This window comes from Bordetella tumbae (genome assembly GCF_965139195.1).
Taxonomy (GTDB): Bacteria; Pseudomonadota; Gammaproteobacteria; order Burkholderiales; family Burkholderiaceae_B; genus Bordetella_A; species Bordetella_A tumbae.
This window is the reverse complement of record NZ_CBCSJH010000010.1, coordinates 98,174-109,868: the sequence shown is the minus strand read 5'-3', so window position 1 is coordinate 109,868 and position 11,695 is coordinate 98,174. Positions and strand designations below refer to the sequence as shown.

At 58.2% G+C, this 11,695-nt stretch carries 12 protein-coding genes; 2 read left to right on the top strand and 10 right to left on the bottom strand.

The window, feature by feature from the left end; all coding sequences use genetic code 11:
* Positions 1-10 precede the first annotated feature (10 nt).
* Together ACNA0J_RS13565 and ACNA0J_RS13560 are read right to left on the bottom strand one after the other, a co-directional pair.
* Entirely contained in the window at positions 11-1,006 is a 996-nt protein-coding gene (locus tag ACNA0J_RS13565; protein ID WP_415819389.1) for a Bug family tripartite tricarboxylate transporter substrate binding protein, read from the bottom strand.
* A complete protein-coding gene (locus ACNA0J_RS13560) occupies positions 1,003-1,374 on the bottom strand; it encodes a hypothetical protein (protein ID WP_415819387.1) in 372 nt (123 codons plus the stop codon). The genes ACNA0J_RS13565 and ACNA0J_RS13560 overlap by 4 nt, the downstream gene beginning before the upstream one ends.
* Before the next feature lie 428 nt (positions 1,375-1,802).
* On the opposite strand from ACNA0J_RS13560, the gene ACNA0J_RS13555 reads away from it, so the two are divergent.
* Positions 1,803-3,221, top strand: a complete 1,419-nt coding sequence (locus tag ACNA0J_RS13555) for an FAD-dependent oxidoreductase (protein WP_415819386.1) — start codon at positions 1,803-1,805, stop codon at positions 3,219-3,221.
* 37 nt (positions 3,222-3,258) lie between these two features.
* Positions 3,259-4,044: an SDR family NAD(P)-dependent oxidoreductase gene (locus ACNA0J_RS13550; protein WP_415819385.1), complete on the top strand. Its 786-nt coding sequence runs from the start codon at positions 3,259-3,261 to the stop codon at positions 4,042-4,044.
* A 6-nt stretch (positions 4,045-4,050) separates the two neighbouring features.
* Here ACNA0J_RS13550 and ACNA0J_RS13545 read toward each other — a convergent pair whose 3' ends face one another.
* The 8 genes from ACNA0J_RS13545 to ACNA0J_RS13510 form a co-directional block, all read right to left on the bottom strand.
* On the bottom strand, positions 4,051-4,962 hold the full coding sequence (locus ACNA0J_RS13545; RefSeq protein ID WP_415819384.1) for a LysR family transcriptional regulator: 912 nt from the start codon (positions 4,960-4,962) through the stop codon (positions 4,051-4,053).
* A gap of 46 nt (positions 4,963-5,008) precedes the next feature.
* The gene (locus ACNA0J_RS13540; RefSeq protein ID WP_415819383.1) at positions 5,009-5,248 is read right to left on the bottom strand and encodes a hypothetical protein; all 240 of its coding nucleotides are present in this window, start codon (positions 5,246-5,248) and stop codon (positions 5,009-5,011) included.
* Positions 5,249-5,305: 57 nt separating this feature from the next.
* Entirely contained in the window at positions 5,306-6,100 is a 795-nt protein-coding gene (locus ACNA0J_RS13535; protein ID WP_415819382.1) for an enoyl-CoA hydratase/isomerase family protein, read from the bottom strand.
* Between the two features lie 17 nt (positions 6,101-6,117).
* Entirely contained in the window at positions 6,118-6,834 is a 717-nt protein-coding gene (locus ACNA0J_RS13530; protein WP_415819380.1) for an enoyl-CoA hydratase/isomerase family protein, read from the bottom strand.
* A gap of 9 nt (positions 6,835-6,843) precedes the next feature.
* Positions 6,844-7,842 (bottom strand): 2Fe-2S iron-sulfur cluster-binding protein, encoded by a 999-nt coding sequence (locus tag ACNA0J_RS13525; protein ID WP_415819379.1) that lies wholly within the window; start codon positions 7,840-7,842, stop codon positions 6,844-6,846.
* Positions 7,843-7,853: 11 nt separating this feature from the next.
* Complete coding sequence (locus ACNA0J_RS13520; RefSeq protein WP_415819378.1) at positions 7,854-9,962, bottom strand: acetate--CoA ligase family protein; 2,109 nt, start codon at positions 9,960-9,962, stop codon at positions 7,854-7,856.
* Positions 9,963-10,095: 133 nt separating this feature from the next.
* A complete protein-coding gene (locus ACNA0J_RS13515) occupies positions 10,096-11,286 on the bottom strand; it encodes a lactonase family protein (protein WP_415819377.1) in 1,191 nt (396 codons plus the stop codon).
* Positions 11,283-11,693 carry a Zn-ribbon domain-containing OB-fold protein gene (locus ACNA0J_RS13510; RefSeq protein ID WP_415819376.1) on the bottom strand — a complete coding sequence of 137 codons (411 nt, stop codon included), beginning with the start codon at positions 11,691-11,693 and terminating at the stop codon, positions 11,283-11,285. The genes ACNA0J_RS13515 and ACNA0J_RS13510 overlap by 4 nt, the downstream gene beginning before the upstream one ends.
* Positions 11,694-11,695: the final 2 nt, after the last annotated feature.

Genomic DNA, 11,695 nt, shown 5'->3' with positions numbered 1-11,695 from the left:
TCTGTCCTATTCATGCGCCAGGCATATCGATCTGAACCACTTTTCCCAGCTCTTTCCACTTTGTCACTTCGGTAACCAAGTAATCGTTGAAGCTCGCCAAGGTGCTGGTTGCGGGTTCAAAGTAAAGGCTGTCGCGCATTTTGCTGACGAGCTCTGGAGCCGCCGAGGCAGTGTTGAGCGCGTCATTCAGTTTCTTTATCACCGGCTCAGGTATGCCCTTCGGGCCTACGAGTCCGTAAAACGTGTAGTTATCTATTCCCTTTAGCTCGGCAACTCCCGTTTCCGAAAGGCTGGGCACATCGGGAAGCGCCGGCAGCCGATGCGCGCCTGTCACGGCTAGAGGCCTGATCTTGCCGGCGAGCGCCATAGGGATCGCCGCCTGTGCGATTGTCAAACCCACATGCACGGTGCCGCTAGCTGCCTGCAATGTGACGTCCTGATCGGATTTGAATGGAATATGGACCAAGTCAATACCAGTGACTTGCTTCATATACTCCATTTGCAGATGATTAGCCGCACCGACTCCGGCGGACCCATAGTTGAGTTTTCCCGGATTATTTTTTGCGTAGGTGATTAACTCACCCATGGATTTGACAGGAACCTCGGGATTGACAAAGAACACACCAGGTGCCGTGGCGACCATCCCTGCCAGCGAAAAATCTTTTAGCGGATCGTAAGGAAGGTCCTTGCGCACGCCGGGCCCTTGAGCCAGGGAGCTTCCCGTGCCGAGAAAAAAAGTATAGCCATCAGGAGGCGAATTCAGCACAGTTCTAATAGCCAATAGCTGAGAAGCGCCCACTTTGTTTTCGACAATGACTGGCGTCCCCAGAATTTCCTGCAGCTTCTGCGCATAGACGCGGGCAATCGCGTCCGTGCCTCCCCCGGCGCCGAAACCAACGATCAACCGAATCGGCCGCGACGGAAACTGCTGAGAAAAGGCTGGCCGCGAAAACACGGCGGATGCTGCGCCAAGCAGAATCGAGCGCCGGATTGAACTGGTCGTCATGTTCTCGCCTCCTTGGCCGCATGCAAATGGAACGCTTCCGGTACCTGCTCGATGCGAGAGTTACACAGATGTTCGATCAGGCCGTCGGTACCGCTGAATATCCAGCGAACCAAAACGGGGGCTTGACCCGGATAATGAATATTTCCGTAGACAGTGACCCTGTTCGGCCGAACGATGAACTCCGACAGAAACTCGACCGTCATCGTCGGCACTTGTGCAATGAAAACGCGAATAGACTGCCGCCCGGCATGGCATCTACCGCGAAAATCATCGATAGCGCCATGCTCTTCAAACAATGATGCGGCCAGTACACCGTTTCGGGATTGAAGCGCCGCAAAGTACTGGTCAATCGTGCTTTGCGTCACCATAGCCCTGATCCTTGGGGCCAGGGCCGTACGGAAAACTCGTCTTTCTGTTTTTGATATTGACGTAGCACAAACCCACTCCACCAGCCTATTTGAACAATCCTGTTCACTGTAGTCTCCTCTAGTGCGGGCCATCAACGGCTATCAGGGCAACCCGTAACCGTTGCCGCAGTATAGGGACAACATTTCCAGCCTGTCAATAAAATGGAATAAGTTCCGATTAATGAAACCGAAAGGCATATCTGCGGCTCGTTACGAGGCGTGCCATCAGCCCCCTTACGCTCCCCCAACACAAATTTCGCTCAATTTGGCAGCCAAGTCGCATATCTAATCTGCATTACTTCGTCTGTAAATTTTTCTTGTAAGTCTGGCCCCTCGTGCTGAGTACCATGCGTCCATCATCGCTCTGATCTGGAAGACGTGACTTAACCATGACTGAACTCGAAGCAGATGTAATCGTAATAGGAGCCGGCATTGCTGGATTGGTGACGGCCCTGCGCCTGACGGACAAAGGATTGAAACCCCTCGTCCTGGAACAGGGAGACCAGGAAAAGTATCCCTGCAATACCCGTATCGCAGGGGGAGCCTTTCACGTGGCCCATCAAGACGTCGCTGACGATCCCCAAGTCATTCGGCAAGCTATTGTGAGCCGTACTCAAGGGAGCGCCCGCCAAGATCTGATCGACGCTGTCGCCGACAATATCGGTGAAGCCACCCGTTGGCTTCAGAGTAAAGGCGTGCGGTTTATGAAAGTCGGCCACGAATCGTATCGCAAGCACACATTAGCGCCCCCGATTCTCACCAAAGGTCGAAACTATTGGGAAGGCCGAGGCGGTGACGTACTGCTACGAACGCTGGCTAGCGCGCTGGAAAAAGCGGGCGGCCGTATTCAACGAGGGGCCAGGGGTACGGGATTACTGATGCGCGGTGATACGTGCGTTGGCCTGCGAGTCGAGTATGCAGGCACGACGGCAGAAATTCCCACCCGAAGCGTCGTGATCTGCGACGGAGGCTTTCATTCCAATATCGATCTGCTGCGTGAATTTATCAGCCCTGCGCCCGAAAAGCTCAAACAACGTAACGCAAAGACAGGCAACGGCGACGGTTTGGCGATGGCGCGGGCCGTCGGGGCCAAGCTGACCGGATTGAACCGGTTCTATGGCCACGTCCTGGCGCAAGATGCCATGCATAATGACGACCTCTGGCCTTTTCCCATGATGGATTTTGTCTGCGCTGCAGGCATAGTGGTGAATGCATCCGGCCAACGCTTTATGGATGAGGGCTTGGGTGGGGTTACGATGGCCAATGCCATTGCCACCCAAGCAGACCCCTTGGGGGACACCGTCATATTCGACTCGGAAATCTGGAATACGGCGGGCCGGGAATACCTCATACCAGCGAACCCGACGCTTTTATCAGGCGGAGGAACACTCTACTCTGCCCCAGATTTGGCTGGCTTGGCAAATCAGCTTGAAATCCCCGTCGAGTCGCTACAACGCACTGTCGCACAATACAACCACGCCATCGAGCAGGGCCAGGGAGCTGAACTGGTCCCGGCACGCTCGAATACGACTCACAAGCCACATCTCATCAACAAGGCGCCCTTTCACGCAGTGAAGCTCTGCGCCGGCATCACCTACACGATGGGTGGCATTGCTATCGATGGCGCCGGGCGGGTCCTGGACCAACAAGACAATCCCATTTCCGGGCTGTATGCAGCCGGCTGCTCTACGGGCGGCCTTGAGGGCGGTGATGGAGGTCAAGTCGCGTACATCGGCGGACTGACTCGGTCGATGGTCATCGGATTACGTGCAGCCGACGATATCGCTGCTCATCTGACCGTTGCATAGCAGTTGAAGGAAACCACTCAACACCAGGGAGACCCAAATGCGTTTGAAGGACAAGACCGCCATCATCACGGGAGCAGGCTCCGGCCTGGGACTCGCGATTGCCAAACGCCTCGCTCAAGAAGGCGCCGCTGTCGTGATTGCCGACATCAATGAAACGTCGATCAGCGCCGCCGTAAACGAGATTCAGGCCACCGGCGCACAAGCCATCGGATATCGCATAGACGTCACAAAGCACGAAGATGTCAAGCGATTTGTCGACGACATCGCAGAAAAAACCGGCCAGATCGACATTCTCGTCAATAATGCCGGCGTCACGCGTTACCGTGCGTTTGACACGATTTCCGATCCGGATTGGCAAGCCGTGCTGGACCTGGACCTCAAGGGGGTCTTCTACGGTGCACAGGCAGTGGCTCCTCACATGGCCCGGCGCCGTTACGGAAAAATCGTCAATATTTCTTCCAGTCTCGGCACCGGAACCACGCCTGACATAGGGAAACTGTCAGCAGGAGCCAGCGCCCCGTATGCCTCAGCCAAAGCCGCTGTGATTCAGCTCACCAAGACCCTGGCACGCGAACTCGGCCCGAGCGGCGTCAACGTCAATTGTGTCGCGCCGGGATTCTTTTTGACGCCGCTCACGTCAACGACTCGCTCTCCGGAAGAAGTCAAGGAACATATCGCCTTGCGAACACGCACGACAGTGCTGAACCGTCCGGGCAAACTGGAAGAACTGGCGAACGCAGTTTTGTTCCTTGCATCCGATGAATCCAATTTTATCACGGGCCACACGATCCCCGTAGATGGCGGACGTACCGACCGGATGTAATGCGTATCATCGCAATTGAAAATCAGGGTGGCAGCTGAGCTCTTGGTGCAAAAACTCCATTAGCGCCCTGGTTTTCTTTGGAATCTGCGTACGTCGTTGCATATATAAGGAATAATCCAGCGAACCGACGAGCAGACCAGGCAAGATCTGAATCAGGCGCGAGGACCGGATATACGGTGCAGCACGGTACGTGGACGACATGACGATCCCTGCACCGCTCAATGCTGCCTCGATAGCGCCTGCGGCATCATTGGTCACGATACTGGCCTTCCTTTCCAGATCGACAATCTTTCCCCCCATCTGAAACTGCCACGGGCGGATCGTCTGCGTCATCCAGCTTCGCAGGTCGATGCACTGATGTTTGCTCAGATCTTCTACCTGCTGTGGCATGCCATGCTGCCGTATATACATCGGCGACGCGCAGAGCATGAATGGCGAAGAGATCACCCGCCGGGCGACCAAGCTTGTATCCGGCAAGGGATGGGGCAGAATGCCGACGTCGATATTTTCCGTCACGACGTCTGGAATGCGGTTCTGTATCAGCATTTCTACTTCTACGCGAGTGTTCATCTTTAGGAAACGCCCGATCGCAGGCGCAACAAAGAGAGACCCTATGCCGCAAGGCGCGGCAACACGTACTCTGCCCACTGCCTCCTCAGAGGCATTACGCAGCCGCTCCACTTCGTTGTCAATCGCGTTAACAGCCAGGGTACAGGTCTGATAGAACTGTGTCCCCTCCTCTGTGAGGCTGACTTTGCGTGTATTCCGATTAAAGAGCCTTACGCCGACCCAATTTTCCAGCTGTTTTACATGGATACTCGCCGCCTGCGGCGTAATACTGAGATCACGGGCAGCGTTGCTAAAGTTTCCCGTTTCGACGATGCGGATGAACGTTGTAATGCCCCGAACATGTTCCATGAATCACGCTCCACAATCTTTTGACGTCCAGCGATGCTCAATCCGTTTATTTAGGCAACATCATGTCGACAATCAGCCTGACCATTTCAACGTAGCTCTTCAGTAATACGTATAGAAATATGGCCCCTATTACGCTGATAGGCAGCGCCCATACGGCTTGCTCAATTGCCCAATAGACAATACCCAGTGCCAGAGCCCCCACAGACACGATCCACGCTAACCGGTCTCCATGCTTGACCAGAAAGAGCAACATGCTATAGACGCGTACAGGATCTTGGTTATCCATATTCTTTCCTTTGGTATGTTCCGTATCTGCCGATTGATCAACGATGCGGGCCGCTGGTCATTTACCTTGATAAACAGGTTTGCGCTTCTCTTTAAAGGCCGCAATGGCCTCTTTGTAATCCTGAGTAGACTGAATCACCGCCATATGAGCCGATACCGCGCGCAAGCTGGTGCGCAGATCGGTATGCAGAGATTGATACAGCAGTTTCTTGATTTCGCGCTGCTGCACAGGCGGCCCCTCGGCGATTCGCGCGGCGAACGTCATGGTCTCATTCAACAAAGCGTCATCGTCATACACACGGCTTACCAAGCCCAGTTCCAATGCCTCTTCGGCCGAGACAAAATCACCGGTCCATAAAAGCTCCAGGGCACGCGCAATGCCTACGATGCGCGGCAGGAAATAGCACCCGCCGTTGCCTGGCAACAATCCAACACGAACATAGCCCTCCGACAGCCGCGCCGAACGCCCCGCAAAGCGGATATCGCACATCAGGGCCATGTCCATCCCTGCCCCGACAGCAGCCCCGTTCACGGCAGCGATCAATGGTTTTTCAAACTCTTCAACGGCGCGGGCGACATTGTGCGTCACGCCATGCAGGCGGTCCATGCGTTCCAGAGGCGTAGGCGACCCGCCGTTCGGGTCGTTGGCGCGCCGGCCCAGGTCACCGCCCGAGCAAAACGCATCGCCCGCACCTGTCAGCACAAAGCAACTCACTCCGGGATCCGCATTGGCATCGCGCAATGCCTGGCATAGCAACTCGAGCATTGCTTCGCTTTGCGCATTTTTCTTTTCCGGACGGTTCAAACGCGCCAGGACGACGCGACCTTCACGTTGGATCTCTAGATCGGCCATGATTACCTCCTGATAAGTCAGTGTTTTTTGGGGGAACGGTGGCGGGCATGCTCTTCGCGCGCCTCGGCCATCGCCGCCTTGAGCGGACCGTTGATCCAGCGCTTGATATCTTTGAACGCGTCTGCTGGTTTGTCGCCCAGACGCGCAGCGGCGCTGGCTGCCGCCTGCCGCAACTCTGCGCGCGGAACGACGCCTTGGATCAGTCCCCGCGCTGCGGCCTCGGCAGCCGGCATGCGGCGCCCGGTCAAAATCAGGTCCGCCGTCACAGCGCGGCCTCCCAGCGTCTGCACGATGTTGGCGCCTGAAAAGCTGGCGATACCGATATCGATTTCGGGCAGAGACAAGGTCGCCTCTTGCACCGCCACGCACGAATCGGCCAGCATGGCGAGCATGGCGCCACCACCGATGGCAGCGCCGTTCAATGCGACTACCACAGGTTTTCCGCTGTCCATCACGGCATCCTGCAAGGCTGCCGTACTTGCCGAGCGGCGCGCGCGCTGCGCTGCCTCATCGCCGTCGGGAGCCGTCTCCCGAACGTCAACGCCTGCGCTAAAGATCTTCTCGCCCGCAGCGGTGAGTACGATGGCCTTGACCCTCTCATCGTCATTGGCACGCACAATCGCCTCGGTCACACACCGGGACATGTCGACCGTCATGGCATTGGCTTTGGCAGGACGATCCAGGGTGATCCAGGCGATGCCTTCGGACTGTTCAATCGTTACTTCTTCGCTCATGGTTGTGTCTCAGGATTTTTTGAATTCATCGGTGTAGAAATCGCGCAGGCCGCAGCGTTCCTGCAGGACCTTTCGAGCGGAGTCGATCAGAATCGGCGCGCCGCAGATGTAAAGCTCATGGCCACTCAAATCCGGAAAATCTTGTGCGATGACATCTTGCACAAAGCCGGTTTTTCCCTGCCATTGATCCTCAGGCAGAGGCTGCGCGAGCACAGGCACATAGCGCAGGCCAGCGCGCGCCTCCCAACTGCGCGCCAACTCGTCCATGTACAGATCCGCCGGACGGCGTCCGGCCCAGTAGAACGCCACTGGGCGACGCGACCCTTCGTGAATCAGTTGCTCGACCATGGCCTTGATCGGTGCAAAGCCCGTGCCGCTGGCCACAAAGACGATCGGCCTCTCGGTGCTGCGCCGGATCGCAAAGATACCCAGCGGACCCTCCATGCGAATGAGGTCGCCGGCTTTCAGTTTCTCGAACACATGTGTACTCAGGACGCCGCCATAGTTTTTTAAATGCAGCTCGACAAAACCATCTTGCCCAGGGGAATTGGCAATCGACACACAGCGGCGGACGGATGCGCCCAGCACGACATTCACATGCTGCCCAGCCGCGAACTTCACCGCGTCTCCCTCGGCTAGCTTCAGAGTGATGCGCATGACATCGCTCGCGACACGCTCCAGCTCATGCACGCGGCTCATGATGCGGCGTACCGGAATATCCGCGGTCTCGTCGATCATGTTCAATTCCAGTGTGACCGGCGAGTGCGCGCGGGACTGGCACAGCAGCGCCAGTCCTTCGGCCTCCTCGGCCGGCGTCAGCGCGCAATCCTTCGGCGTGGCGCGCTCCACGTCGCCTTCCAGAATCCGGACTTTGCAGGTGCCGCAGCGGCCACTGCTGCAACTGTGCGGCACAATATGGCCTTGCCGCAACGCGGCCGCCAGCAGGGTTTCGTCCTCGCCGCAGGTATAGGTCAAGCCCAGCGGACGGCAGTGAATTTCATGCTGCATAGAACCTCCCTTCAGGCGCCATGGCCATCAGGCTTGCGTGACACGACGAGGGCATCGGCCGCGACCACCCCGTCCTTGGCCAAGAACAGCGGGTTGACATCGACCTCCTGGACTGTCTCTCGATTGGCCCAGACAAATTCAGACAATGCCACCAGGGCACGCGCCGCCGCGCTCACATCCAGGATTGCCCCACCGCGCGCACCGTCAAAAATCGGGCGGCAACGAAGCTCGTCCAACATTTCCATGGCCGTCGACTCGTCAAAGGGCGCGAGCCGGTACGACACATCCTTGAGAATCTCTGCGTAGATGCCGCCCGCCCCCACCATGACGACTGGGCCAAATACCTCGTCGTTCACGCTACCGGCAATGAGTTCAAAACCGCCGCCCACCATTTCCGACACCAGCACGCCGTCGATCTTCGCACCCGGGGCCAGGCGAGCCGCATTGGACAACACTTCGTCGATCGCGGTGCGTACTTCGCCTTCGGTGCGCAAGTTCAGCTTCACGCCACCCACTTCTGACTTGTGGGGGATGTCGCGCGAGACGATCTTGGCCACCGCCGGAAACTTGAAACCTTTCAAGTCGGGCATCTGTCCTGCCGGCAGCAGCACGTCACGCGTCACCGGAACACCCGCCTCAGACAGAATGGCCTTGGACTCCATTTCGGAGAACACGTCACCCACCTTGATGGCTGCCGGCGTCCCGCGCTCGCCTGCAACGGCGGTCTGACTGCGCTTGATCCGATCCAGACGCAGCAGGACCCCCAATGCGTTGGCAGCGCGCGATGGAGACGGAAATACGGGCACTCCGCCATCTGCGAACACCTGGCGCGCCTCGCCGTTGATGGACTTTGGCGTCGATGAAAAGACCACCACAGGTTTGTCGTAATCCCGGGCAACGCGTGTCAGCACCTTGGCAGCGACCAAACTGCCCGATGCGCCGGTGGTGGCGATGTTGACGCATATGCCGCCGACAGCACGGTCCTCGATGACTGCGCGCAGCGCGATTTCCAGCTTGTCCTGGTTACCCTCGGCGAAGTATCCCGCCGTGAGGTCGATCGGGTTGTGAATCGCGCCAATGCTAGGCACCACCGGAGCCAGACGTTCCTGCGTCTGTGCGGACAGGTCGCATAGTTTCAGGCCCTGGCGCGCACCGGCGTCCGCGAAAACAATGGCCGAGCCACCGGAAACGCCCATTACAGCGATTCCCGGTTCCTGCAACCGCTTGCCCGACTGCAACAGTTTCAGGTAGTCGACGATTTCGTGCAGCTCGGTGATCTCGACAATGCCGCTCTGCTTATACAAGGCCCGGTAGAAGTCATAGGTACCGGTCATACTCGCCGTGTGCGACTCGGCGGCGCGTGCGCCTTCTTCGGTCACGCCGCCCTTCCAGAGCAAGACAGGCTTGCCCGCCGCCAGCGCCCTGCGGCCCGCGGCCAAGAGACGGCGGCCATCCCGGGTACCTTCTATATAGGCAACGATGCACTGCGTCTGGTCATCGTCGACGAGCGATTCGATGAAGTCCACCGTATCGATGTCGCTCTCGTTCCCCGTCGCGATCACATGACGAAAGCCTATGCCCTCCTCTGCGCATGCCAGCGCGATGCTGTAGCCGAATCCCCCGCTTTGCGTCACCAGCGACACGCCACCGCGCGCTAGCTTGGGTTCGCGCGTAATACTGCCAAACGCAGCGTAGACGCCTGCGTGGATGTTGGCAAAGCCCAGACAGTTCGGGCCCACCAGGCGGATTCCAGCGCCGCGTGCGATCTCCAATAACCGCCGCTCGCGCTCGATGCCTTCTTCTCCGCTTTCCCGGAAACCGCCGCTCAGGATCAGCGCATACTTCACTTTCTTGGTCGCACATCCTTCCATCACGGGCAGAACGGCCTTGGCCGGTACACCGATGATCACCAGATCGACATCCGCGCCAATGGCCTCCACGGAGGGATAGCACGTCAGGTCGTCAAAGTGCTCATACTTGGGATTGACCGGGTAGATCTTTCCTGCGAAGCCATTGGCGCGCAATGCCCGCAGCGCCTGCGTGCCCGGCCTGCCGGTCTCTTCCGAAACGCCGACGATGGCGATGGATCGTGGTTCCAACAAATATTTGAAATTGCTCATGATTGTTCAACTCATTGGGTTGTGGCACTGCATCGATCGAGGTTGCGCCGTTTCCGGGGCACCGGCATCCAGGATGGCTGCCCGCATTGGATCAATTTAGAAACCAGTTCCGTTTAATAAAATCCGAAAAAAATTACGTCGGCTCGGTACAGACCGTGCCCAGTCCCGTCCAGTACTGCAGTTCCGTTCCAGGGGTTGCCACTTCCTCGCGATGCAGCTGCTGCAGCAGGACGCCGTCCATGCGAAAAACCGTCAGTGACGCCGCGACGGGACCTGCCTCCGTAGCCATCGGTTTGACACTGGCAGCCACCAGCACGCGCGCGTCGCCATCCATGGAAAACGTCCGCACGTGGAACGACTCGGTATCAGCATGCTGTACCGGTGCCACCTTGCCGCTGGTCGGATCTATCTCGAATACGGCTATGTTGTTCTCACCACCCCCGAACACCTGTCGCCCCTGCTGTTCAATAACGCCATCGGCCCGGTTCGCCACATACACGGCGCGGCCGTTAGGATGAACGTGGATGGGGCCGGCCAATTGCCGCTGCTTGGCGTTGCCGGGATCTCGAAGCGTGGACAATGTCTGCAAGGGCTGCGGATCGATCAACGAGCCGTCCAGCGCGAACACGTGCAAGCAATTAAATCGCTCGTCCGAGACATACAGCCAGCGGCCGGAAGGATGAAACGCGACGTGGCGCGGCCCAAAGCCATACCCTTCATTAGGCGCTACGACCTGCCCTGCCCCCAGTTGCCCATCGGTCATGCGATACGTACGCAGGGCGCCAGGATCTTCAGGCCGTTCGTCCTTGGGCGAATTGCCGCGGTCCACGATAAGCGCATAGTCCCCTCCAGGCAACGTCATGACTTGATGGGGATAGATGCCGAAATCCTGGACCTCATGCTGCGCAACCGCCGCCCCGATCGAACCATCCGGGTTCAGCGCGTGCACGGTGAGATTTCCGCCGCCGAAATTATGGCCGCTCAACAAGAACGGCCCGGAAGGATGCACGCAGATATGTACGGGACGCGCCGGAAGGATCTGCGACTGGCCGAGGGGCTGCAGGCTGCCGTCTGCGGCGATGCTCCACGCACTGACGTGATTTTCCAGTGACGCCTGACGGGGACCGGCGCTGGAGGTTCCCACATACAGGACCGGTAGACTGGGATGACGCCACGCGTATTGCACTTTTGCAGGCATGTCTGCACCACCGCGCAGTGCCAGACGGCCGGTCTGCGGGTCGAGATGATAGACACTCAGCCTCGAGCCCACCGCGCTGTAGAAGCACAGCGGCCGCGAACGACTGCCGTTCACAGACGTGTTCATTGGCCCGCTCCTGTAACGCCGGTGCTGAACATCGGAATGGCCCAGCCGCCTTCGGTCGGCTTGAACACCACGCGCACGATATCCCCGATGCGAATTCGATCCAGATCACAATCGACAATATTGGTCATCAGCGTGGGGCCTTCCTGCAGTGTCACATAAGCAATGCAGTACTGCTCTCCGCGGCGGGTCACACTATAGGTGTAGATCGTGCCCAGGCCGCTGGCCTCGACCCATTCCACACGGTCACTCCAGCAGAATGGGCAGATCGCGCGCGGATAATGGTGGGTCTTGCCGCAGGCCGAGCAGCGTTTGAGCAGCAAGCGGCCCTCTTTGGCGGCAGCGAAATAGGCCTCGTCACCTGGGTTCATCGCCGGGTCGGCCAGTTTGGCTTCGTCATTGGTTTGCATAC

Coding starts and splice junctions, on each gene's coding strand:
- ACNA0J_RS13565 (WP_415819389.1), bottom strand. CDS start 1,006: ATGACGACCAGTTCAATCCGGCGCTCGATTCTGCTTGGCGCAGCATCC.
- ACNA0J_RS13560 (WP_415819387.1), bottom strand. CDS start 1,374: ATGGTGACGCAAAGCACGATTGACCAGTACTTTGCGGCGCTTCAATCC.
- ACNA0J_RS13555 (WP_415819386.1), top strand. CDS start 1,803: ATGACTGAACTCGAAGCAGATGTAATCGTAATAGGAGCCGGCATTGCT.
- ACNA0J_RS13550 (WP_415819385.1), top strand. CDS start 3,259: ATGCGTTTGAAGGACAAGACCGCCATCATCACGGGAGCAGGCTCCGGC.
- ACNA0J_RS13545 (WP_415819384.1), bottom strand. CDS start 4,962: ATGGAACATGTTCGGGGCATTACAACGTTCATCCGCATCGTCGAAACG.
- ACNA0J_RS13540 (WP_415819383.1), bottom strand. CDS start 5,248: ATGGATAACCAAGATCCTGTACGCGTCTATAGCATGTTGCTCTTTCTG.
- ACNA0J_RS13535 (WP_415819382.1), bottom strand. CDS start 6,100: ATGGCCGATCTAGAGATCCAACGTGAAGGTCGCGTCGTCCTGGCGCGT.
- ACNA0J_RS13530 (WP_415819380.1), bottom strand. CDS start 6,834: ATGAGCGAAGAAGTAACGATTGAACAGTCCGAAGGCATCGCCTGGATC.
- ACNA0J_RS13525 (WP_415819379.1), bottom strand. CDS start 7,842: ATGCAGCATGAAATTCACTGCCGTCCGCTGGGCTTGACCTATACCTGC.
- ACNA0J_RS13520 (WP_415819378.1), bottom strand. CDS start 9,962: ATGAGCAATTTCAAATATTTGTTGGAACCACGATCCATCGCCATCGTC.
- ACNA0J_RS13515 (WP_415819377.1), bottom strand. CDS start 11,286: ATGAACACGTCTGTGAACGGCAGTCGTTCGCGGCCGCTGTGCTTCTAC.
- ACNA0J_RS13510 (WP_415819376.1), bottom strand. CDS start 11,693: ATGCAAACCAATGACGAAGCCAAACTGGCCGACCCGGCGATGAACCCA.